Below are 23,205 nucleotides of genomic sequence, written 5' to 3'. Positions count from 1 at the left end.
TCGAGTCCTTTCTGTCGTGGGCGTGGGTCAGATGAGGTCCATGGCCGCGACCTCGTCGGGGCTGCCGTAGCTCACCGGCCCCTGGAAGCGGCGGCGGGCGGTGGCGAACCACCAGACCGTGGCGATCACCAGGACCGCCGCGAGCGCGATCGGCGCGTAGTTGAAGGACTCCGGGGTGACCGGGTACTGCTGCGGCAGCATGAACAGGACGTTGCTGACGACGATCCAGAGCACGGCGATCGCGGCGATCGGCTTGCCGTAGCGGCCGAGGTTCCACGGGCCGGTCTGGAAGTCGTCGAGCCGGAGCCGGAGGAAGATGGGCACGCCGTAGGAGAGGAAGAGGCCGACGACGTTGACGCTGACGACGGCGGTGAAGGCGGTGTGCGACCACCAGCCGGGGATGACCAGGATCAGCGAGCAGACGGCGGCGAGCCACACGGCCTTGACGGGGGTCCGGGTGCGGTCGGAGACCGAGTGCCACCAACGGGAGCCGGGCATCGCGCCGTCGCGGGAGAAGGCGAAGATCTGCCGGGTGTTGCTGGTCATGTTGGCGAGCCCGCAGAAGAGCATGGCGCCGATGACGATCAGCAGCAGGAACTTGGCGGTGTGCACGCCGAGCGCGTCGATGAGGATCTGCACCGGCGGGGCGTCCGCCTGCGCGGCGTGGTCGTAGTCGCGGATGGCGTACACCAGAGCGAGCATCAGGATCAGACCGGCGAGCGCGGAGTAACCGATCGCCCGCATGATGCCGCGCGGGGCATTGACCGTCGCCTTCACCGTTTCTTCGGACATGTGGAAACTGCCGTCGAAGCCGGTGAACGTCCAACTGGTGACGAGCAGTCCGAGCATTCCGCCGTAAATGGCGTTGGTGAAGCCGGTGTTGTTGGCGAAGTGGGTGGCGAACGACGGCGCTTGGTGCTGCGCGGGAATGAACGCGAGCGCGGCGACGATGACCACCATGCCGATCAACAGCCACCACACGGAAATGCGGTTGACCAGCGCGACCAGCCGCACGGTGTAGGTGTTCGCGAGGGCCTGCACCAGCAAAATGGCCGCGGTGATGCCGACCGTCTGGGGAGCGGTGGGCTGATAGGCGGGCCATTGCATGGCGAGGAACGCCTGGATGAAGGTGGCGGCGGCGAAGTTGGTGGCGGCGGTGCCGCCGACCTGGCCGACGAAGTTGAGCCAGCCGGTGTACCAGGACCAGGCGCCCTGGTGGCGCTTGGCCAGCTTGCCCGCCGAGAAGTACAGCGCACCGCTGGTCGGGTACGCGGAGGCGATCTCGCCCATGGCGGCGCCGACGAACAGCACCATGACGGAGACCCCGATCCAGCCGAAGATCAGGATGCGGGGGCCGCCGGCGTTCAGCCCGAAACCGAAGGACGAGAAGATGCCGGAGATGATGTTGATGATGGTGAAGGAAATGGCGAAGTTGTCAAAGGCTCGGAATCTTCGGGTGAGTTTCCGCGGATAGCCCATGGCGTGCAGGGTCGCGTCATCATCGAGGGCGGCGGGGTCCACGCCGGGGAGGTTTTTCGAGCGGTTTGTGGCGCGGGGCGGGGAGGACGTACGCTCGGGCACTACCGAAACCTTTCTGTTGGTGGGGAGTCAACGGTTCGGTGAGGTGTGGGGGAAATTATTCGGCGCATCACGGATCGTGCGGAACGGGGAGTCCGCACGCCCTTCGAGCCCTGGTCAATTGCTCCTCGGGATCACCGAAGGCGCTCCAGGGCATCCGGGACGCATAGGGGCCCATGGCGGTGAGGACCTCGCGGGCCTCGAATTCGTGTTTCGCCATGAAAAGCGCATGGGCGAGATAGGCCAGATCCACGACCGGGGTGAAGCGGTAACCGGCCACGGTCGGGAACCAGTTGCGGTGGATGCCGGTCGCGGCGGTGATCCACTGCGGCTGCTCCCAGGTGCGGCCGGCCAACAGCGCGGCGGGGTTGTAGTCCTCGACGAGCGCCACCAGGGGCAGCAGTCGGAGCGGCGAGGCGGCCGCCGCGCGCTGGCTCAGGAAGGCGGCGACGTCCCAACTCGCGCTGGACGAGCCGCCGTGGCGGGTGAAGAAGAAGGACAGGAAGCGGTGGTGTGCCTCCCGGTGCCACGGGTCGAGCCGGAGGATGTGCGCGAAGAGGTACCAGGGTCCGGCGGGCGAGGTCAACAGCCCCTGCGGAGCGGGGTCCTGGGGGCGGTCGAGTCTGGCCAGGGCGAGCTGGGCGACCCAGGGGGTGGGGTCCTCGGGCGCCAGTTTCGCGGCCCGTTCGCAGGCGGTGCGCGCTATCCGGTCCAGGGCGCCGGCCCGCCGGTCGCCGGCGTCGGCCATCCGCAGCGTCCGCAGCATCGCCACCCGGGCCCACAACAGGGCCGCCTCCGGGCCCGGTTCTTCGGCCAGCCAGCGTTCGGCCAGGTCGGAGCCGGCGGCTTCGGAGGCGAGGACGAGCGAGCGGTGGGCCCGCAGCTCGAAATCCCCGCGGGTCTCCCGCAACACCTCGTGGGCGCTGAAGTAGCGCCCGGCCCGGACATCCATACACGCCTGCGCCAGCGCCCGGTCATCTGCTGCTGGACTCCATACGTACTGCCCCTCGAATGAGCCGGCCGGCATGTTCCCCTCCCGGTGTGCGCGGGAGGCTTGCGGCGCCCGCGCATTCCGTCCATGCCGAATTCGGCTGGACCGCCGCCGTTGGTCAGTCGGTGGCGGCCCACACCCTACTCATTTCCTCCTCTTTTCGAAAACAGTCGTCTGGAATATCTGGTTCCGCACCTTTTCGCCGGGAGGAGATTGAATCGCATACCAACGGGCCGGAGCTTTTGACCGGCATATTCACTCCTTCTGGCACACCAGCCACGCCACCACACCCCCGAGCGCCGCGACCGCCCCCGCCACCAGGAACACCGCGCCCAGCCCCGCCGCATACGCCCCGGGCGACGCGCCGGCGCCGGTGCCGGGTACGGAGCGGTGGAAGACGGTGCCCAACAGGGCGATGCCCAGGGCCAGTCCGAGCTGACGGGCGCTGTTGGAGGCCGCGCTGGCGACCCCGCTGTGGGCCGGATCCGCCGAGGCCATCGCCAGCGCCGGCAGGACCGGCGAGACCAGCCCGGCGCCGATGCCGGTGACGATCAGGCCGGGCAGCAACACCGGCCAGGACGAGCCCGGTTGGACCAGGAGGAGCAGCAGGTCACCGGCGGCCACCAGGAGGGTGCCGCCGCCGACGCTCCACCGGGCGGGCATCCGGTGCAGCGCCCCACCGGCCAGCGCGGAGGTCGCGAAGAAGGCCACCGGCTGGGCGGTGATGACCAGCGAGGTGGCGAACGAGCTGAGCCCGACGCCGTTTTGGAGCCAGAGGGAGAGCACCGGCAGGAAGGCGAACCCACCCAGGTAGTAGGCGCCGGAGGCGAGCAGCAGCCCGTTGAAGGCCGGGGCGCGGAAGAGGCCGAGCGGCACCATCGGGCGCTCCGCGGCGCGTTCCACGAGGGCGAAGGCGAACAGCAGCGCCGCACCGAGCCCGAAGCCCGCCAGGGTCGAGCCGGCGCCCCAACCGGCCTCGCCACCCCGGATGAAGCCGAAGGTGATGCCGGTCGCGGCGAGGCTGAAGGTGGCGATACCCGGCCAGTCGATCCGGGCGGCGGTGCGGGCGTGGTCGGCCGGCACCTTGGTGGCCAGCCAGAGCGCCACCGCGCAGACCGGCAGCGCACCGTAGAAGATCCACTGCCAGGAGAGCAGTTGGGTGAGCATGCCGCCGGCGACGTTGCCGATGCCGGCGGCGGCGCCGGCGACCGCGCCCCAGACGGCGAACGCACGGGCCCGGTCCCGTCCGGTGTAGGCCAGGCCGATCAGTGGAACGAGGGTGGCGAACATCGCGGCGCCCGCAATGCCCTGCACCGCACGCGCGGCGATCAGCAGGCGGACGTTTCCGGCCAGTGCACAGGCCAGGGTGGCGGCGGTGAAGACGGTCAGGCCCAGGACGTACAGGCGCTTGCGGCCCAGGACGTCACCGAGCGAGCCCATGCCCAGCAACAGCCCGGCCAGGGCGAGGGTGTAGACGTCGGTGATCCATTGCAGGGCGCCGAAGCCGGCGTGCCGCGCGCCGGCCATCCGCGGCAGCGCCACCGTCACGGCCGTCGCGTAGACCAGCAGCAGGAAGGTCCCCAGGCAGGCGGCCACCAGAGGCAGCCATCTTCCGCGTCCCGGTGGGGAGTTGTCGGGCGGGGGGAGGGTACGGGGCGGCCGGCCGGCCGTGTGCGCGTCCATGGCCTCACCCTGCGGTAAAGGTCTTGTGCGACAGAACCCTTACGGGAGACTCCCGGAATCCATAAGGAGGTTGTAAGGAAATCGAGGCCGGGGAGCCGATTCCCGACCGCCGGCGGCGCGGGACTCCGGGCCGCCGGCCGCCTCGAATCGACCCGACGGCAAGCCGGAAGTGCAAAAGATGAAATCGGCTCAAGAACGCCCGTCATTAGCGGAAGCTACTATCCGGAAGCGCGCGATCACATGTAGCGTTCGTTCGCACCGGTGCAGTGACGGTTCTTCTCGTCACCGCTGAGCACGGGCACGGGCGCGAACGCACTCCCCAACAGGGAGGGGAGGGCGATCGCCCCGCCGAGCGCACCCGCATCACGAGTGCCGGGGCGTCGGCCCCCGCTCCGCACACCGGACCGCGCAGCGACCGCGGTTGCAGCAAGAACCGTGGGTCGCACGTCGAGCACCGCCATGTCTGTCCGAACACGCCTGCTTTGCAAGAGGAATGGGCCCAGATCATGTTTATGAACGCGTCGACGACCCCCCTTGCGTTGCGCCCGGATGCCGATTACGGCCGGCCGGCAAAGGCCGCCTCCGGCGGAGGACCACCCCTGGCGGTCGACCGGCTCCCCGATGGCAAGTGGCAACTCACCCTGCACGACCTGGAGCCCGTATCGGTGCGCCGATTGGCCTCCGACAAGGTGCACATCATCCTCGCCCCGTCCTGCACCGACCCGTCCGTGATGCCCACCGAGCCGCAACAACCGGTCGGGGAGGCCGCGGCGGAACCGATCGAGATCGACACCGCGGCCCGCACGGTCGCCATCGACGGGCGACAGCTCGACGTCCCCCGGCTGGAGTTCGACCTGCTGGCCCACCTGGTACTGCACCCGCGGCGCGCCTTCACCCGACAGCAGTTGATGGTCGCGGTCTGGCCCGACTGCCGCTCCAGCGCGCGCACGGTGGACGTGCACATCGCCCGTCTTCGGCGCCGACTGGGCCCGGGCCGCCGGAAGTTGATCAGCACCGTCTTCGGCGTCGGGTACAAGTACCTGCCCACCGCCTGAGGCCGGGCGCGCGGGCGGGACGGGCCGGGGCCGGCGCACGGGCGGCCGCCGGCCCGCTCAGCCGGTGGTGCCCGCCGTGCAGCCGACCCGCGCTGCGGGGGCGTTGAGGTGCTCCGGGGTGCCGGCCGACGGCTCCTTGCGGACGAAGGCGCGGCGCAGCGCGTGGTAGGGGGCGTCCGGATCGAAGAAGGTGCGGTGCATACGGGCGAGTTCGTCGTCCCGGTAAGCGGCGAGCGGCCGCGCTGCCTCGTCGCGCTCCCGGCGGTCCTTCTTCGCGGCGATCCGGGACTGGACGCCGGGCGAGGCGGCCAACCGGCGGGCGAGCCGACCGACGCGGTCGCCGAACTCCCCCGCGGGGCAGTCGACGACCCGGTCGACCAGGCCGAGCCGTTGGGCGCGGGCCGCGGTGATCGGCAGCGCGCGGTGCATCAGGTAGTCGGCGGTCTCCGGGCCGACCCGGCGGGGCAGGGTGTACGTCCAGTATTCCGAACCGTGGAGGCCCATCAGCCGGTAGTGCGGGTTGAGGACCGCGGCGGCGCGGCTCCAGACCTCGTCGGCGGCGAGCGCGAGCATCGCCCCGCCGGCCGCCGCGTTGCCGCCGAGCGCGGCGACCACCAGCCGGTCGGTGGTGGTCAGTACGGCGTGGACGAGGTCGTCGATGGCGTTGATGTTGGCCCAGGACTCCGCGGCGGGGTCGGCGGCGGCCTCGATGACGTTGAGGTGGATGCCGTTGGCGAAGAAGTCCCGCTGCCCGCCGAGGACCAGGACGGAGGTGGGGCGGGTGCGGGCGTACTCGTAGGCGGCGAGCAGCCGGCGGCACTGGTCGGTGCTCAACGCGCCGCCGGGGAAGGAGAAGCGGAGGAATCCGGCCGGCCCGTCCTCGTGGTAGCGGATGTCGGCCCAGGTGCGGTGGGCGTCGTCGGGCTCCAACGGGGCCGGGATCTCGGGCAGTGGGGGGAGTCGGTCGCCGAGCGCCAGGGTGGCGGGCAGCTTGATGGGGGCGGGTTCACCGGGGGCGCGCGCCGGGCGGAGCTCGGGGATCCAGACCGCGCCGTCGACGGTCGCCCGGCAGAGCGCGCCGTGGCGGGTGGCGAGCAGTTCGCCGGGGCGCCCGGTGAGGGTGGACTCCCGGTGGCCACCGTGCAGGAACCAGGTGCCGCCGAGGAGTTGGTCCCGGACGCCGGGGCGGGAGTCGGCGGCGCGCAGGGTGCGCAGGACGGACGCGGTGGGGTCGGCGGCCCAGTCGATGCGGCGGTCGTCCTGACGGAGCCGCGGGCGGGGGCGGCCGAGGAGGCGCGCTGCGGGCAGGGTGTGCTGCGGCTGTGGGCGGTGGGTGCCGGCGGCGAAGCGGTCGACGGCGGTCAGCAGCGCCGCGAGGGCGGCGTCGGCGATCTCGTTGCGGTACAGGTCGCTCTTGCCGACCTCGGGGACCGGGCACTCGGCGGTCGCCCAGACATCGCCGCCGTCCCACTCGTCGTTGGCCTGGAGGACGGTGACGCCCCAGCGGTCCGCGCCCAGGTGGACCGCCCAGTCCACCGAGGAGGGGCCGCGGTCGCCGAGCGGGCCGGGGTGGACGATCAGGCAGGGCCGGGCGGACCAGACCTCCCGGGGGACGGCGGTGGTGAGCATCGGCGCGACGATCAGGTCCGGGGCGTGTCGGGGCACCAGCGCGGCCAACGGGGTGTCGCGGGTGACCAGTTCGACGCCGAGGTGGTGGCCGCGGTCGGCGAGTTCGGCGTGGACGCGCTGGGTCAGGCTGTTGAAGGCGCCGGCGAGGAGCAGGATGCGCACAGCGGGCTCCCTGAGGTGGCTGGAACCGGTGGACGTGGCGATCGTTCCGCGCGCGCCGCGGGTGGGCGGCGGACCCGCTGGGCAGGTCACCCGATCGCATCCGGGCCGGGGCCGCCAGGCGGTGGACGAGGGAGGACGGGCGGCGTTCCGCGGCGGCAGTGTCACGTTAGTTGACTACACGTCAGAAGTTCGGGGACCGGCCATTCCGGCGGAATCTCGCCAAAGTTGGCGCACCGCCCCTTGTTCCGCGCGGCTTCACATTGCCTTTCATTGACAGCCACTTGGCAATTCTTTTACTTTCGAAGTGCCGGCATCGGCGCAGGTCATCACGGACCGCGAGGCGCCGCGCTCCCCTCTTCCCACACCTTTGGAGGTCCCATGGAGCAGCTCATCAAGAAGATGGCCCAGGACGACGTCTGGCAGAGCTGGGTGGCCGCCAACTCCGCCGGGCAGGACCCGCGGACGGCGAAGCACGGCTGCATCAGCGCCGCCCCCAAGGCGGGCTGCATCAGCGCCGCGCCCAAGAGCGGCTGCATCTCCTGACGTCCGGCTGACGGCCCCGGCGGGCCGCCGACGGTCCAACTTCCCGCCACCGGCCCGCCGCGGGCACCGCACCACCCACGCAACGGGGCGCACCCCCGCCCGTACAGACCCGAGGTATCCCATGGAAGGCCAGCCGACCGCCGAGGTCATCGAGCAGATCCGCGACATCCCGATCTACCGCGAGGCACTGGCGAAGGGCCATTTCCCGGTGCTCGACAAACCGCAGATCGCCCGCGGCTTCCCGGACAACTGGATGACTCCCCGGCTGGCCGCCGCGCTGGAGTCCGGCGAGGCCGAGTTCGTGCTCTCCACGGGCACCAACCACGCCCGCATGCAGCTCATCCGGCCCCCGTACTTCCTGCTGCACTCCTACTACCGGTTGTGGAGCGAGCACCCCGACCTCGCCGCCACCTGGGAAGCGGGGTGCCACCGGGTCTCGTTGACCACCGTCCTGGCGACCGAGCACGTCGCGCGGGTCAACGCCGCCAAGCGCGGCGCCGTCCCCGACCCCGTGCCCGGCCCCGAGGACCGCCGGCTGGACGACCGCACCGGTTACCTCAACCTGCGGCTCGACCCGGCACTGTGGAGCCGCGACGACACCGTCCGCATGCTCGACGAGATCCGCACCGCCCAAGAGGCCCATCCCCAGGGCTGGTACCACCTCGACTGCTCCGGCTACCACCTCGCCCATCTGGTGCGGAAGGTCGGCGAGTGGGGTCTGTGGGACGACTTCCCGCCGCCCGCCAGCATCATCCACGCCTACGAGTACACCCCGGTGAACGTGCGGCGGTTCCTCCACCAGCACTTCGCCTGCCCGATCATCGACCTCTTCGGCAGCACCGAGCTCGGCTACCTCTACTCCAGCGACCGGCGCGGCAACTACCGCCCGCACCTGGACAAGATGAGCGTCGAACTGCACCCCGTCGCGCCCGGCAGCACCCTGTACCACCTCATCGTCTCCAGCGTCCGCAACCCCTACATGCCGCTGATCCGGTACCGCTCCGGCGACTGCGTACGGACCACGGACGGCACCCCCGACCCGCAGCGGATCGCCCAATTCTGCGGCCGGGAGAAGGAGTTGCTGCCCACCCGGCACGGCCCGGTGGCCCAGGGCGACCTGGACCGCTGCGTCGCCGGGGCGACCGCGCAGGTCTTCGTCCACCAACTGCGCCTGGAGGGCACCGCCGAGGCGCGCCTGGCGTACACCACCTTCAACGGCGCGCCCCTGAAGGCCTCGGAGTCCACCGCGTTGGAGCGCGCCGTCGGCGAACTCACCGGCCGGCACTGCCGGCTCGACCACCGCCCGCACATCCCCATCGGCCGGTCCGGGAAGTACTCCTGGCTCGCGAGAGGAGAGGCATGACCCACCGGACCACCGCGCCCACCGCGTCGGCCGCACCCCCGCCGGTCTCCGCCGAGGAGCTGCGGGACCTCCTCGGCCGGCCGCTGCACGACGAGGTCCTGGCCCACTTCACGGCCCTGACCGGGGAGTCCGAGGAGTACGTGGCGCGCCAGCTCACCGAGTGCCTGCGCTACCTCTACCTCGTCTCGCGCCACCGCGACCGGCTCGGCGGGCTGTTCCTCCCCGTCGAGCAGGACATCGACGAGATCTGGCACTACCTCATCCTCCAGACCCGGGAGTACCGCGCGCTGTGCGAGCAGCGGCTGCCCGGCCGGTACTTCATCGAGCACCGCAGCATCGGCTACGAGGAGTACCAACAGGAGCCGGGGCGCGAGCGGGCGCTCGACGAGGCGCTGCGCTGGATCCCCTTGTACTGCCGGGAGTTCGGCCCGTTCGACGAGGGCGCCCTGCCGCACTGGACCATCGTCCGCTTCCTGCACCGGCGACTGGGGTGGTCCCTGGCGGAGATCGCGGCGCTGGAGCCGCGGGCCGCATGAGCGTCGCCGCGCCGCGGCGGCCGCTGACCGTCCTGGTGTGCGCGCAGGTGCTCAGCGGGGCCGGCCTGGCGGCCGGGATCACGGTCGGCGCGCTGCTCGCCGAGGACCTGCTGGGCTCGACCGGGCTGGCCGGGGTGCCCAGCGCCCTGTTCACCGGCGGCGCCGCACTGGGCGCCGCGGCCATCGGCCGGCTCTCCCAACTCCGGGGCCGCCGCCTCGGACTCGCGCTCGGGTACGGGGCCGGCGCGCTCGGCAGTCTGGGGGTGGTGGCCGCCGCGGCGCTGCACAGCGCCCTGCTGCTGTTCCCGTCGCTGCTGGTCTACGGGGCGGGCACCGCGACGAACCTGATGGCCCGTTACGCGGGCGCCGAGCTGGTCCCGCCGGAGCGGCGCGGGCGCGCGGTGAGCACCGTGCTCGTCGCCACCACGCTCGGCGCGGTGGCCGGCCCCAACTTGGTGACGGTGACCGGGGACTTGGCCGTGACCTGGGGCGTGCCCCGGCTCGCCGGCCCGTTCCTGCTGGCCGCCGCGGCCTTCGGGGCGGCCGCCGCCGTCCTGGCCGTCCGGTGGCGGCCCGCACCGCCACCCGCGGCGGGGGAACCGGAGCGGAGCGGGACGAACGCACCGGCGCCGGACGGCCCCGGGCGGGTGCGGCGCCGCGCCCTGGCGGCCGGCGCCGCCGTCATGGTCCTCACCCAACTGGTGATGATCGCGCTGATGACCATGACGCCGGTGCACCTGCGGGCGCACGGCCACGGCACCCAGGCGGCCGGTCTGGTGATCGCCCTGCACGTCGGGGCGATGTTCCTGCCCTCGCCGCTCACCGGGGCGTTGGTCGACCGGATCGGGCCGCACCGGGTGGCCGCGGCGTCCGGGGTGACGCTGCTCGGCGCCGGGCTGCTCGCCACCCTCGCCCCGCCGCACTCGGTGCCCGCGCTCGCCGTGGCACTGGTGCTGCTGGGCCTCGGCTGGAACTTCGGGCTGGTCAGCGGCACCGCCCTGGTCACCGACGCGCTGCCGCCGGCCCGCCGCGCGGCGACCCAGGGGCTGGTCGACGTCGGGATCGCGCTGGCCGGCGCGACCGGCGGGGTCGCGTCCGGACCGGTACTGGCCGCCGGCGGCTTCCCCGTACTGGCCCTGACCTGTGGGGCGTTGGCGCTCGCGGTGGTCCCGGTGGCCGTACTGGCCGCGCGGGACGACGGCGGCACCCGATGCCCCTGAGACGGATGGCTAGTCCTGAAATGGACCGCAACATGCCGCAACTGGCGTCATTTAGCGTTTTCATGCCGGAAACCTGGATGGTGCACTATGAGAGTGCGGTTCCCCGAGGACGCGATCGACGCTCCGCGCTCACGACCGGAACCGCGCCCCGACGACCAGGGCCGTGCCTGCCCACGGCCGACCGCGCCACCGCCGCGCGGCGGCCCGCCCCCTGCCGAACGACCGGACGGCCCCGAGGACTTGGGGCGAAGCGGAGGACGACGATGCGGAAGGACACCGGGAAGCCGGGCATACGCCCCCGGATACCCGCCCCGTGCCGACTGCCGCTGACCGCGCTCGTCGTCGTCCTGACGTTCCTGCTGGGCGCGGCGGCACCGGCGTACGCGGCCCGCTCCGCGCCGCCGGCCACCGCGGCGCCCGGGTCGAGCAGCGCAGCGGCGGCCAACTCCAACTCCGAGGAGGAGAAGCACTCCCAGCGCGAGACCGAGCGCAGCCGCCCCCGGCGGATGCCCCCGGCCGCGGAGGGGGTGCCGGCCACCCGGCGGCCACTGCCGCCGTGCCGGAGCGGCGCCGCCGGCGAGGGTGCGCCCCCGGCGCGGTCCACCGCCGCCGATGCCCCGAGAGCCGCGAGACCCACCCAACTCCCCCTGATGCACTGCGTCTTCCGCTGCTGAGCGGTCCCGTGGCGGCCGGCCCCGCGCCGCGCCCCACCCCTCTCCCTGCCACATCCATGCCATCCCCACGGTGGCTTCACCCTCAGCAGGAGACCTCCTCGTGGAGACCTTCATCCAGCACGCCCGGGGCCTGACGGCCCGTATTGCCGCACACCGCGAAGAACAGGAGACCTACGGCCGGCTCGCGGCCGGCCAATCCCCCCTCGCCCTGTTCATCACCTGCTCCGACTCCCGGGTCATCCCGTCCCTGATCACCGGGTCCCGGCCCGGCGAACTCTTCGAACTCCGCACGGCCGGCAACGCCGTGCCCGCCTACCGCGAGAACATGCCGGCCAGCGCGGAGGCCGCCACCATCGAATACGCGATGCGGGTGCTGCGGGTCGCCGACGTCGTCGTCTGCGGCCACTCGCACTGCGGCGCGGTCGGCGCCCGGGCCCGCGGCGAGGACCTGACCGGCGCCCCCGCGGTCCGCGACTGGCTGACCCAGCAACTCCCCGACGAACTACCGGCCGACGACGGGCCGGCCGCCACCGCCGCCGTCCAGCGCCACGTGCGCCAGCAGGTCGACCGACTGCGCGGCTACCCGTGCGTCCGGGAGCGGCTGGACGCCCGTGACGTGCGGCTGCACGGCTGGTTCTACGAGGTGCACACCGGTTCGGTGTCCGTGCACCGGCCGGCCGCCGACGCGTTCCTCCCCCTGTGAAGGCGGGCCCTACGTGATGAAGCGATTCCCCTTCCTCCGGGCGGACTTCACCGCCTCGCTCGTGGTGTTCCTGGTCGCCGTCCCGCTGTGCGTCGGGGTGGCGGTGGCCTCCGGCGTACCGGCCGAACTGGGGCTGGTCACCGGCATCGTCGGCGGGCTGGTCACCGGGCTGCTGCCCGGCTCCAGCCTCCAGGTCAGCGGCCCGGCCGCCGGGCTGACCGTGCTGGTCTTCGAGGCGGTCAAGGAGTACGGCCTGGGCGCGCTGGGCGTCCTGGTACTGACCGCCGGGCTCCTCCAACTGGCCATGGGCGCCCTCAAATTGGGGCGTTGGTTCCGGGCGATCTCGGTGGCCGTGGTGCAGGGCATGCTTGCCGGCATCGGGCTGGTGCTGATCGCCGGGCAGCTCTACGCCCTGGCCGACGCCAAGGCGCCGGGCAGCGGACTGGCCAACATCGGGTCGCTGCCGCGGCTGGTGCTGGACACCGCGGGCTCCCCCGCCGCCCTCTCCGCGCTGGCCGTCGGGGCCGGCACCATAGCCGTGCTGGTGCTGTGGCCCCGGTGGCGGCGCGCGGCGCGGGTCCTGCCGGCACCCCTGGCGGCGGTCGCGCTGGCCACCACCTCGGTCTGGGCGCTGGACCTGCCGGTCGCCCGGGTCCGGGTCAGCGGGCTGCTGGACGCGATCCAGCCGCCGGGCCTGGCCGACATCGGCCGGCTGACCGAACTCGGCGTGCTGGGCACGGTGTTGGCGTTCACCCTGATCGCCTCCGCGGAGTCGCTGTTCAGCGCCGCGGCGGTGGACCGGCTGCACGACGGGGCCCGGACCGACTACGACAAGGAGCTGATGGCCCAGGGTGCCGGCAACACGCTGTGCGGAGTCCTCGGCGCGCTGCCGATGACCGCGGTGATCGTGCGCAGCGCCGCCAACGTGCAGGCGGGGGCGCGCACCAAGGCGTCGCGGGTGCTGCACGGGGTGTGGCTGCTGCTGTTCGCCGCGGCGTTCCCGGCGGCGCTGGGCGTGGTGCCGGTCGCGGCGCTGGCCGGCGTGCTGGTGCACGCGGGCTGGAAGTTGATCCCGCTGCGGGAGCTGCGGCCGCTGTGGCGGGCGCACCGCGGTGAGGCCGTGGTGCTCTGCGTGACCGCGCTCGCCATCGTGACGGTGAACATGTTCGAGGGCGTGCTGATCGGTCTGCTGCTGGCCGTGGCGAAGACCGCCTGGGAGACCTCGCAGGCGCATCTGGAGGTGCAGGTCCCGAGCGTCCCCGGACCGATCCGGGTCCGGGCCGTGGGCAGTGCGACCTTCCTCCGACTGCCCAAGCTGCTCGACCAGTTGGAGTCACTGCCCGCCGACCGGGACGTGGAACTCGACCTGAGCGGACTGCGCCACGTCGACCACGCCTGCCAGTCCGCGCTGGAGAACTGGGCGGAGCAGCACCGCCGCAACCGGAGCCGGGCGGTGGAACTGGTCTCCTGATCCCCGGGCGCCGGGCCGCGCTCCCCACCGGGGGCGCGGCCCGGCCGACCGCACTGGCCGGCGAGGTGGAGAGCGGCGACGGAAAATCGGGCCGCGGAGCCGGAATGATCGCGGCGGCCCCGCCGTTGACCCCAACACGAGGAGAGCTCGACGGAAGACGGAAGGCGGACGCAATGCCCCTGCAAGGAGAGTACGAGCCGAGCCCGACGGCATGGGTCCGTGAACAGGTCGAGCGGTACGAGGGCTCCGGCGGCACCGAGGGCACGACGATGCTCGGCCTGCCGGTGATCCTGCTGACCACCCGCGGCGCCAAGTCCGGCAAGCTCCGCAAGAGCCCGCTGATGCGGGTGGAGCACGAGGGGGCGTACGCCGCGGTGGCCTCCGTAGGCGGCGCGCCCAAGAACCCGGTCTGGTACCACAACGTCCTCGCCGACCCCCGGGTCGAGCTCCAGGACGGCGCGGTCCGGCGGGACATGACGGCCCGCGAGGTCACCGGCGAGGAGAAGGCACGCTGGTGGGCCCGCGCGGTCGAGGCGTTCCCCAACTACGCGGAATACCAGGCGAAGACGGACCGCGAGATACCGGTCTTCGTACTGGAGCCGACGGCGGCACCGCACTGACGGAGGCGGTGCGCTGGCGCGGGCACCGCGCTGACGGGCCCCGTACTGGCCGGGCCGCGCCGACGAGGTGCCCGCGCTGATGGCTTGCTGCCGGGAGGTCGGCCGGCCCCGCCTCGCACACCCCTGACGTTGCGCGTTGCGTCAGATCGCCACCAGCGTCACCTCAGTGGCCTTGACGCTGGTCCAGACGGCGGCGCCGTCGGCGAGCCCGAGTTCCAGGGCCGCGGCGGGGGTGATCTCGGCGACGAGGTCGGGCGCCTCGGGCGAGGTGACCAGGACCCTCAGTCGGCTGCCGGCGGCGGTGATCTCCCGTACGGTGCCGGGCCAAACGTTGCGCGGGCTGCCCGTGGGCCGGTCGAGGTGCACCGAGACCGCCTCGGGAGCGATCACCGCGAGCGCCCGGGTCCCGTCGGGCAGCGGATCGGCGACGACGAGCCGGCCCCCGCCGGTGAGCGCCAGCCCGCCGTCGGCCGCCGTGCCGGGCCAGGCGTTGCGGCCGAGCATCCGGGCCACCCAGGGCGAGCGCGGATGGCGGGTGACCTCGGCGGGCGGGGCGTCCTGGAGGGCGCGACCGCCGTCGAGGACGAGCACGCGGTCGGCGAGCGAGACCGCCTCGACGGGGTCGTGCGTGACGATCAGGCAGACCCCGCCGAAGCCCGCGAGATGGCCGCGCAGGGTGTGCCGGACATGCGCGCGGGTGGTCTGGTCGAGCGCGGCCAGCGGCTCGTCGAGCAGCAGCAGCCGCGGCCGGGCCGCCAACGCCCGGGCCAGCGCGACGCGTTGGGCCTGACCGCCGGAGAGTTGGGCGGGCCGGCGGTGGGCGAGCGCGCCGACGCCGAGCCGGTCGAGCCACTGCTGCGCGGTGCACCGGGCCTCGGCGCGCGGGACGCCCTGGGCGCGCAGCCCGTAGGCGGTGTTGGCCAGTGCCGTCAGATGCGGGAAGAGGGCGCCGTCCTGGGGGACCCATGCCACGCCCCGCCGGTGCGGGGGCAGCGCGGTGGCGTCGGTCTCCCCCAGGCGCAGGGCGGCCCGGGCCCGCGGGGTGAGCCCGAGCAGCGCGCGCAACAGGGTGGTCTTACCGGCGCCGTTGGGCCCGACGACGGCGACGGTGGTGCCGGGATCGGCCCGGAGGGTGAGGGTGGTGAAGCCGGTGACCTCGGCGTCCAGCGGCCAGCGCTCGTGCGCGGACGGTTCCGGTGCGAGGGGCTCCGCGGCTCGGGCGGCGTGGGCGGGAGCGCCGGCCGGCCCGCCGTCCACCTCTGTCAGGCCGCCGTCGGCCCTCGTTGCCGCGCCACCGACAGCACCCCCCTCACCCTCAACGCCGCCACCCGCGGAACGTCGCCCACGCCCCCCGTCGTCCCGACCGGCGCGCCGGGAGCGCTCGTTGGGCCCGCCCATCCAGCGCCCGCGCAGGCAGACCAGGACGGCCATGGCGATGACGAGCAGCAGCAGGGAGACCGAGGTGGCGGCCTCCGGGGAGTCCTGGAGCAGCAGATAGACCTGGAGCGGCAGGGTCTGGGTGGTGCCGGGGAGGTTGCCGGCGAAGGTGATGGTCGCGCCGAATTCGCCGAGCGCGCGGGCCCAGGTGAGCGCGGCGCCGGCGGCCAGTCCGGGGGCGACCATGGGCAGGGTGACGGTGCAGAAGACCCGTACCGGTGAGGCGCCGAGGGAGGCGGCGGTCTCCTCGTAGCTGGGGCGGAGCCCGGCGAGGGTGCCCTCCAGGCTGATGACCAGGAAGGGCATCGCGACGAAGGTGGCCGCGACCACCGCGCCCGAGGTGTGGAACGGCAGCACGATGCCGAAGGTGTTCTCCAGCCAGGGGCCGAGGAGCCCGCGGCGGCCGAAGCCGAGCAGCAGGGCGACACCGCCGACGGTCGGCGGCAGCACCATCGGCAACAGCACCAGGGAGCGCACCAGCACCTTGCCGGGGAAGTCGACCCGGGCCAACAGCCAGGCCAGCGGCACCCCGAGGAGCAGCGACAGGCCCAGCGCCCAGCACGACACCAGCAGCGAGAGCCGCAGCGCCTGGAGCACCGCGGGACTGGTCAGATGGGTGCCGAGCTCGCCCCAACTGGTGCGGCTCAGCACGCCGATGAGCGGCAGCAGCAGGAAGGCGACGGCCAGCAGCGCGGGAACGGCCAGTGCCACGGGGGTGCGGGCACCGGGCGCGCGGCGCCGGGCGGCGCGCACCGGGTCGGGGGTGCGAAGGCGGCTCATCGGGAGTCCTGGGATCGGGTCGGGCGGCGGGGCCGGGGGTCCGGCGGGCGGCGGGGGCGGGGCCGCTCCTCCGGGTCGGAGCGGCCCCGCCCCCGCGCGGTCACGGCTTCTGGAAGCCCGCCGCCTGCAGCAGCTTCTGCGCCTCGGGGGTGCTCAGCCACGCGACGAACGCGGCGGCCGCCGCGGAGTGCTGGGAGGACTTCAGCGTGGCCGCCGGGTAGGAGGCGACGGCGTTCTGCGCGTCGGGGATGTCGATGGCGTCGACCTTGCCGGGCGCGGTGGCGGCGTCCGTCTTGTAGACGATGCCGGCGTCCGCCTCGCCCAGTTCCACCTTGCTGAGCACGGCCCGGACGTTGGGCTCCTGGGAGACCGGCTTGACGGTCAGCTTCTGGGCGTCCAGGACCTTCTCGCTGTAACGGCCGACGGGGACCTCGGGGGCGGCCAGCACCACCTTCAGCTTGCTGTTCGCGAGGTCCTTCAGCGCACCGACCTTCTTGGGGTTGCCCTTGCCGGTGGCGATGACCAGGCGGTTCTTGGCGATGACGGTGGGCGTCCCGGTGTCGGCCTTGAGCCCGTCCATGGTCTTGGTGTCGGCGGTGACCAGGGCGTCGGCGGGGGCGCCCTGCTTGACCTGGGCGGCGAGCTCCTGCGAACCGGCGAAGGAGAAGGCGACCTTGGTGCCGGGGTGCTCCTTCTCGTAGGCGGCGCCGGCCTTCTTGAAGACGTCGGTGAGCGAGGCGGCGGCGAGCACGGTGAGCTTGGTGGTGGTGCCGCTGCCGTCCTTCTTGGCGCTGTCGCCACTGCCGCCGGAGCAGGCGGCGAGGGGGACGAGGAGGGCGGCGGTGACGAGGGCGGAGGCGGCGCGGCGCCCGGAGACGAAGGGGGACATGGTGCGGGACTCCTTGTGACGCGGGCGAGGCGGTCGCCCGGGCGGACGGGGACATCAGCCGCGCCGAGTGGGGTCTCCCCTGCTCAAGGACGTTCGAGAGCGCGGGGAGGGGCGACGCCGCTGGGTGGGCGGCCGCCCCGTCAGGGACGCACGGACCGGCCGCCGGATGGTGCGGTCGCGGGGTCAGGTGCGGTCGATGTGCACGCTGGTGGATTTCACCCGTGCCACGGCCTGCATGCCGACTTCCAGGCCGAGTTCCTCCACGGCCTCGCGGGTGAGCAGGGAGACCAGACGGTGCGGTCCGGCCTGGATCTCGACCTGGGCGGCGACGTCGCCGACCTTGACGGCGGTGACGATGCCCGGGAAGGCGTTGCGGACCGAGGTGTAGGCATCGTCCTCCTCGCCTCCCGCGGACTGGCCCACCTCGATCGAGAAGGCGGCCAGATCCCGGCCGTCGATGAGGCGGCGGCCGCTGTCGTCGCGGTGGGTCGCGACCCTGCCGGCGTCCGCCCAGCGGCGCGCGGTGTCCGGGCTGACGCCCAGCAGGCGCGCCGCCTGGCCGATTGTATAGGACTGCATGTGCGACACAATATGAGCTAATGCCTCGCATTTACAATCCTTAAGGCATTCCTCTATAGCAGATGCAAGGGCTATTGGAGGAAGGAACGAGCGCTGTTTCCGGGTGCCTGAATCCCGAGCAAAGGCCGCCGGAGCAGGGCCGGAACGCCGCACCCGGTGGGCCGAATCCCCCGAGGAATTCCCGCCCGAACGCGATTACAGTGCGAGGGACCGACGGGGCGATTCCCGACATTTCCCCGCCCCGTTCCGCGGCGGTTTCCGCTTGCGGCGACCGGCGCCGCATTCACCCCCGCGGATATCCCGCCCTCCTCCCCCCCAGCCCCGAGGAAGTGGTTCCCATGACCCTGAGCATCCGCAATCAGCTCCCCGGCACGGTTCTCGGCATCGCGTCGGGGGAGGTGCTGTCGACCGTCTCGGTGCGGCTGGCCGGTGGCCAGGAGATCACCGCCGCGATCACCGTGGAGGCCGTCAACGACCTCGGGATCACGGCGGGTTCACCGGTGCGCGTGCTGATGAAGTCCACCGAGGTCGCGCTCGCCACCGGCACCGTCGACGGGCTCAGCATCCGCAACCGGATCCCGGGCACCGTCGTCGCGGTGGCCACCGGCGGCGCGATGGCCGGGGTCAAGGTGGCCGTGGCCGGCGGCGAGTTGACCGCGGCGATCACCAAGGACGCGGCCGCCGAACTGGGCCTGGCCGCCGGCTCCGAGGTGACCGCGCTGGTCAAGTCCACCGAGGTCGCGCTGGCCACCGAGCGCTGACCGGACCGCCGGCCCCGACTACCGCTCCCCCGGCACCGGGCAGGCGCCCACCCAGATGTCGGTGATGGCGCTGATGTAGCGGGCGCCGCAGCGGTCGGAGGGCACCACGAGTTGGCTGCCGTCGCCGTCCAGCGGTCGGCCGTCCATGGCGGTGGCCAGCAGGATCGGGGCGTCACCGAAGTCGGCGTCGATCTCCGCCCAGGACAGCACCGTGTGGTGGCCGTCGCCGCCGGTGACGGCCAGCAGGAAACGGGAGCGGTCCTTGCGCCGCCGGGCGTCGAAGGCCGGGCCGGCCGCCGCCAGCACCTCGCGCAGCAGCGGGCCGTCGAAGGTGTGGTGCTGCGGCCCGTTGGTGGCGCAGTCGAAGACCACCGGGGCGTGCCGCTGCGGCCAGCGCTCCCGCAGATCGGCGACGGTCAGCGCGAGCGGGTGCCGGAGCTGACCGCTGATCAGGAAGGACCGGGCGGCGGGCGGCACGGCGTCCGGCGCGCCGCGGACGGCGGTGGCGCGGGGCGGGCTGAGACGGCTCATGGTGTCCCCCTGGAGAGGATCCGGGCGGCGACTGCCTCCCTCTGATGCCCCGGCGACAGTGGCCTCAATCACATATGCCATCCCACTACGTACGTTCTCCTTGCACAAGTGAGGCGAATGGGCGGATGGGGCGGCAGATCCGGGAACGCCACCGGTGCACCCCCGGACCCGTCGGCCCCGCGCCGGCCGCCGCGACAGCAGCGCGGCGGCCGGCGGGCAGGTCACACCGAGCCCTCCCGCGACGGGTGCGCCCGGGCCGACCAGCCCGCCGGGCCGCCCGCGGCACGGTGCTCCGCCAGGGCCAGCCACACCTTGTCGCGGAGGAACGGCACCTCCGTGAAGCGCACCCCGGTGGCGTCGCGCAGCGCGTTGCCGAAGGCCGGCGCCACCGGGTTGAACGGGCTCTCGCTCATCGACTTGGCCCCCAACGGCCCGATGGCGTCCGAGGTTTGGGTGAAGTGCACCTCGGTGCGCGGGACGTCGGCGTAGGCGGGCAGCCGGTAGCGGCGGAAGGCGGGGGTGAGGACCCTGCCGTCGCCGTCGACCAGGACCTGTTCGAAGAGGGTGGCGCCGAGCGCCTGGGCCACCCCGCCCTCGACCTGACCGCGGCACTGCATCGGGTTCATGACCCGGCCGGCGTCGGCCGAGTGCACGCTGCGCAGGATCCGGATCTCGCCGGTGTCGGGGTCTACGGCGATCTTGAACCACTGGGCGTTGAAGGCCACCGAGCGCGGTGAGCCGCCCCAGTGCCCGGCCGCGGTCAGTTCCTCGCCCTGCGCCCGGGCGGCCGCGTGCAGTTCCTTGAGCGGGACCGGCCGGCCGGCGCACTCCACCGCGTCGGCGAGCAGCCGGCACTGGCTCCGCGGGGTGCGGGCGTGCTCGGCGGCGAAGGTGAGGATCTTCTCGGCCAGCCCGTTGGCCGCCCGCATCACGGCCTTGCCGGCCACCACGGTGCCGGCCGAGCCGAAGGCGCCGGTGTCGTGCCGGACGACGTCGGTGTCGGACTGCCGGATGGTGATCCGGTCGACGGTGGTACCGAGCGCGCCGGCGGTGATCTGTTTGTGGACGGTGGTGGTGCCGTTGCCGAACTCGGCGGTGCCGACGGCGATGTCGTAGCCGCCGTCGTCCAGCAGGGTCACCGTGGCGTCGGCGTAGTGGCCGCCGGGCGGGCCGGTGGCGATCATCGCCATGGCGGCGCCCTGGCCGACCAGCCACCCCTCGGGAGCGTCCGCGGCGCCGCGGTCCTCGGCCATCGCGTCGCGGACGACCTTCAGGCACTGGTCCAGCCCGTAGCTGGCGATCTGGAGGTCCTCCTCCTCGCCCCCGGGGGTGATCATGTGCTCCCCGGGGCCGATGATGTTGCGCTCCCGGAAGACCAGCGGATCGATGCCCAGGCGGCGGGCCAGTTCGTCCAGGGCGGACTCCACGGCGAAGGTGACCTGCCCCAGCCCGTAGCCGCGGAAGGCGCCGGCCGGGACGCAATGGGTGTAGACGGAGAAGGCGTTGACCTTCTTGTGCGGGGCGCGGTAGACGGCCATCGACTCGCCGACGCTGTGGAACATCACCGCCGGGCCGTGGTTGCCGTAGGCGCCGGTGTTGGCGACCACCCGGAGTTGCAGCGCCGTCAGGGTGCCGTCCCGTTGGGCGCCGGCCTTGATCCCGATGGTGAACGGGTGCCGGGTGGTGGCGCCGAAGAACTGCTCGGCACGGGTGAACTCCAGCTTCACCGGGCGGTGTAGCCGCCTCGCGGCGAGTACCACGACGTCCTCGGTCAGCATCTCCTGCTTGCCGCCGAAGCCGCCGCCCACCCGGCCCGCGACCACCCTGACCTCGTCCTCCGGCAGGTCGTAGAGGGTGCACAGGGCGCGCCGGGTCAGGAAGGGCACCTGGGTGCTGGAGCGGACCACGATCCGCTCGCCGGCGCCGTCCTCGCGCTCCTCGAAGTAGGCGAGGGCGCCGTGCGTCTCCAGGCTCGCGTGCTGCACCCGTTGGGTGCGGAAGGTCTCCTCGTAGACCACGTCTGCCTCGGCGAAACCCCGTTCCACGCTGCCGATCTCGCCGTGCACCTCGCCGACGACGTTCTCCTGCGGACGGGCGATCCGGGAGGTTTCGGGGTCCTTGGGGTGCACCACCGGGGCGCCGGGGCGCATCGCCTCCTCCGGGTCGAGAACGTGCGGCAGCACCTCGTACTCCACCGCGATCCTGCGGCAGCCCTCCTCGGCGGCGGCCTCGGTGTCGGCGACCACGGCGGCCACCCGTTGGCCGACGAAGCGGACCACGTCGTCCAGGACGCGGGTGTCGTCCGGGTCCTCGGTGGGGTGCTCGTGGCGGGCGGAGGAGAACAGCCGCTCGGGGGCGTCGCGGTGGGTCAGGACGAGGTGGACGCCGGGGACCCGCAGCGCGTCGGCGGTGTCGACGGCGACGATCCGGGCGTGCGGGTGCGGGGAGCGCAGCAGCTTCATGTGCAGCAGTCCCGGGACCTCGATGTCGAAGGTGTAGCGGGCGGTGCCGGTGACCACCTGCGGGCCGGCGGGGGCGCCGAGGTTGGCGCCGACCGACTCCCCGGGGCGGGGCTCCTCGACGTGCGTGACGCCGCGGATCGCGTCCTCGATGGCGCGGTAGCCGGTGCAGCGGCAGAGGTTGCCCTTCAACGCCCGTGGAAGATCGGCGAGTTGGTCCTCGGCCAGCTTGGCGGTGGTCATCAGGAAGCCGGCGGTGCAAAAGCCGCACTGGAAGCCCTGGGCGGCGAGGAACTTCCGTTGCACCGGGTGGAGTTCGCCGTCCGGCTCGGCCAGTCCCTCGACGGTGGTGACCCGGCGCCCGGCGGCGCGGACGGCCGGGTAGAGGCAGCTGTGCACCGGCTCCCCGTCGACGTGGACGGTGCAGGCGCCGCAGTCCCCGGCGTCGCAGCCCTTCTTCACCCCGAACCAGCCGCGGTCCCGCAGATAGGTGCGCAGGCACTGGCCGGGCCGGGGCGCGGCGTCGAACTCCCGGCCGTTGACGTGGATGACGTGGCTCATCGGACGGCCTCCGTGGGGGACGGCGGGCGGGGGGCGAGTTCGGCGCGGACCTCCTCGGCGAGCCGCAGCGCCATGTGGCGGCGCCAGGCGGGCAGGCCGTGGAGGTCGTCGAACCACTCGGCGTCGGTGACGGCGTCGTCGAGGGTGGCGCGCAGCGCGGCGGCGGTGGGCGGGGAGGGGAACCAGAGACGGAAGGGGCGGACGGTGGCGGCGGTGACGGTGACGGCCAGGGAGCCGTCCAGGGGGTCGAGCGCGCCGATGACCAGGGCGGCGGAGCGGCCGAGTCCGTAGAGGGAGACCTGACGGAAGGCGGTCCGGCAGGTCAGGGAGCGGGCGGGCAGGGTGACCGAGCGGAGGAGTTCGCCCTCGGAGAGGTCCTTGCGGCCGGCGCCGGTGATGAAGTCGGCGACCCCGACCCGGCGTCGGGAGCCGTCCTGGGCCTGGAGCAGGCAGCTTCCGTCCAGGGCGGCGGTCAGCGAGATCATCGGTCCGGCCGGCAGGCCGTTGCAGAGGTTGCCGCCGACGGTCGCCATGTTCCAGATCTTGAACGAGGCGAGGAAGGCGCGGCAGCACTGCTCGAAGAGCGGCGCGGCCGGGGCCGGGAGGGCGGCCGCGAAGCGCGAGAGCTGGGCGATGGTGCAGGTGGCGGCGATCTCCAGGGAGCCGTCCGGGAGTTGACTGACCGGCTCCCAGCCCATCCGGCCGAGGTCCACCAGGCGGCGGAGGTGTGGCTGGGGTTCGGAGAAGAGGTAGGTGCCGCCGCCCAGCCAGGCGTCGCCGGGTCGCCACGGGGCGTGCAGCCGGGCGTCCCGCACCTCCAGCACGGTGTTCAGGTCCATGCCGCCGAGTGAAGCAAGGCGGCGGCCCGGCGCACGACTGGTCCGCAGCACGGAAAACGCACCAATGCCCCGGCCCGGAACTGGACGATCAACCAAGGGGGATTTCGGCGAGCTCGGCTGGCATTTACGATGCCAGAATCC

The 23,205-nt window shown here is 73.1% G+C and carries 20 protein-coding genes; 10 read left to right on the top strand and 10 right to left on the bottom strand.

Annotated elements, in window-relative coordinates; genetic code table 11:
• Positions 1–27: 27 nt before the first annotated feature.
• The 3 genes from PV796_RS33610 to PV796_RS33600 form a co-directional block, all read right to left on the bottom strand.
• Positions 28–1,479, bottom strand: a complete 1,452-nt coding sequence (locus PV796_RS33610; RefSeq protein ID WP_274919342.1) for an amino acid permease — start codon at positions 1,477–1,479, stop codon at positions 28–30.
• 169 nt (positions 1,480–1,648) lie between these two features.
• Positions 1,649–2,605: a hypothetical protein gene (locus tag PV796_RS33605; RefSeq protein ID WP_274917483.1), complete on the bottom strand. Its 957-nt coding sequence runs from the start codon at positions 2,603–2,605 to the stop codon at positions 1,649–1,651.
• A gap of 219 nt (positions 2,606–2,824) precedes the next feature.
• On the bottom strand, positions 2,825–4,165 hold the full coding sequence (locus PV796_RS33600; RefSeq protein WP_274917482.1) for an MFS transporter: 1,341 nt from the start codon (positions 4,163–4,165) through the stop codon (positions 2,825–2,827).
• A gap of 599 nt (positions 4,166–4,764) precedes the next feature.
• Here PV796_RS33600 and PV796_RS33595 point away from each other — a divergent pair.
• Positions 4,765–5,307, top strand: coding sequence for a winged helix-turn-helix domain-containing protein (locus PV796_RS33595; protein WP_274917481.1), 543 nt, complete (start codon positions 4,765–4,767; stop codon positions 5,305–5,307).
• Positions 5,308–5,364: 57 nt separating this feature from the next.
• Here PV796_RS33595 and PV796_RS33590 read toward each other — a convergent pair whose 3' ends face one another.
• Complete coding sequence (locus tag PV796_RS33590) at positions 5,365–7,098, bottom strand: enoyl-CoA hydratase-related protein (protein ID WP_274917479.1); 1,734 nt, start codon at positions 7,096–7,098, stop codon at positions 5,365–5,367.
• A gap of 378 nt (positions 7,099–7,476) precedes the next feature.
• Here PV796_RS33590 and PV796_RS33585 point away from each other — a divergent pair, with 378 nt between their 5' ends.
• The 8 genes from PV796_RS33585 (at position 7,477) to PV796_RS33550 (ending at position 14,228) form a co-directional block, all read left to right on the top strand.
• A complete protein-coding gene (locus tag PV796_RS33585) occupies positions 7,477–7,641 on the top strand; it encodes a hypothetical protein (RefSeq protein ID WP_274917478.1) in 165 nt (54 codons plus the stop codon).
• Positions 7,642–7,762: 121 nt separating this feature from the next.
• Entirely contained in the window at positions 7,763–9,004 is a 1,242-nt protein-coding gene (locus PV796_RS33580) for a hypothetical protein (protein WP_274917477.1), read from the top strand.
• On the top strand, positions 9,001–9,540 hold the full coding sequence (locus PV796_RS33575) for a hypothetical protein (RefSeq protein WP_274917476.1): 540 nt from the start codon (positions 9,001–9,003) through the stop codon (positions 9,538–9,540). Before PV796_RS33580 ends, PV796_RS33575 begins: the two co-directional genes overlap by 4 nt.
• A complete protein-coding gene (locus PV796_RS33570; protein ID WP_274917474.1) occupies positions 9,537–10,760 on the top strand; it encodes an MFS transporter in 1,224 nt (407 codons plus the stop codon). The genes PV796_RS33575 and PV796_RS33570 overlap by 4 nt, the downstream gene beginning before the upstream one ends.
• A 263-nt stretch (positions 10,761–11,023) precedes the next feature.
• A complete protein-coding gene (locus PV796_RS33565; protein WP_274917472.1) occupies positions 11,024–11,434 on the top strand; it encodes a hypothetical protein in 411 nt (136 codons plus the stop codon).
• 100 nt (positions 11,435–11,534) lie between these two features.
• A complete protein-coding gene (locus PV796_RS33560) occupies positions 11,535–12,137 on the top strand; it encodes a carbonic anhydrase (protein WP_274917471.1) in 603 nt (200 codons plus the stop codon).
• Positions 12,138–12,153: 16 nt separating this feature from the next.
• Positions 12,154–13,608 carry a SulP family inorganic anion transporter gene (locus PV796_RS33555; RefSeq protein ID WP_274917470.1) on the top strand — a complete coding sequence of 485 codons (1,455 nt, stop codon included), beginning with the start codon at positions 12,154–12,156 and terminating at the stop codon, positions 13,606–13,608.
• Between the two features lie 173 nt (positions 13,609–13,781).
• A complete protein-coding gene (locus PV796_RS33550) occupies positions 13,782–14,228 on the top strand; it encodes a nitroreductase family deazaflavin-dependent oxidoreductase (RefSeq protein ID WP_274917469.1) in 447 nt (148 codons plus the stop codon).
• A gap of 141 nt (positions 14,229–14,369) precedes the next feature.
• On the opposite strand, the gene PV796_RS33545 is transcribed toward PV796_RS33550, so the two are convergent.
• The 3 genes from PV796_RS33545 to PV796_RS33535 form a co-directional block, all read right to left on the bottom strand.
• Positions 14,370–16,445, bottom strand: a complete 2,076-nt coding sequence (locus PV796_RS33545) for an ABC transporter permease (RefSeq protein WP_274917468.1) — start codon at positions 16,443–16,445, stop codon at positions 14,370–14,372.
• 100 nt (positions 16,446–16,545) lie between these two features.
• Positions 16,546–17,334 carry a molybdate ABC transporter substrate-binding protein gene (modA, locus tag PV796_RS33540; protein ID WP_274917467.1) on the bottom strand — a complete coding sequence of 263 codons (789 nt, stop codon included), beginning with the start codon at positions 17,332–17,334 and terminating at the stop codon, positions 16,546–16,548.
• 183 nt (positions 17,335–17,517) lie between these two features.
• Entirely contained in the window at positions 17,518–17,913 is a 396-nt protein-coding gene (locus tag PV796_RS33535; protein WP_274917466.1) for a TOBE domain-containing protein, read from the bottom strand.
• Positions 17,914–18,251: 338 nt separating this feature from the next.
• On the opposite strand from PV796_RS33535, the gene PV796_RS33530 reads away from it, so the two are divergent.
• Positions 18,252–18,674, top strand: a complete 423-nt coding sequence (locus tag PV796_RS33530) for a TOBE domain-containing protein (protein WP_274917465.1) — start codon at positions 18,252–18,254, stop codon at positions 18,672–18,674.
• Between the two features lie 18 nt (positions 18,675–18,692).
• Here the strand turns inward: PV796_RS33530 and PV796_RS33525 are convergent, their stop codons facing one another.
• From PV796_RS33525 to PV796_RS33515, 3 genes are all read right to left on the bottom strand, one after another.
• On the bottom strand, positions 18,693–19,205 hold the full coding sequence (locus tag PV796_RS33525; protein WP_274917464.1) for a molybdopterin-dependent oxidoreductase: 513 nt from the start codon (positions 19,203–19,205) through the stop codon (positions 18,693–18,695).
• A 221-nt stretch (positions 19,206–19,426) separates the two neighbouring features.
• The gene (locus tag PV796_RS33520) at positions 19,427–22,225 is read right to left on the bottom strand and encodes a molybdopterin-dependent oxidoreductase (protein WP_274917463.1); all 2,799 of its coding nucleotides are present in this window, start codon (positions 22,223–22,225) and stop codon (positions 19,427–19,429) included.
• Positions 22,222–23,064 carry an FAD binding domain-containing protein gene (locus tag PV796_RS33515; RefSeq protein ID WP_274917462.1) on the bottom strand — a complete coding sequence of 281 codons (843 nt, stop codon included), beginning with the start codon at positions 23,062–23,064 and terminating at the stop codon, positions 22,222–22,224. Before PV796_RS33515 ends, PV796_RS33520 begins: the two co-directional genes overlap by 4 nt.
• Positions 23,065–23,205: the final 141 nt, after the last annotated feature.

The sequence above is a fragment of the Streptomyces sp. WZ-12 genome, assembly GCF_028898845.1.
GTDB lineage: Bacteria > Actinomycetota > Actinomycetes > Streptomycetales > Streptomycetaceae > Streptomyces.
Note: the sequence above shows the minus strand (reverse complement) of the source record. Positions and strands in the feature narration are given on the sequence as shown.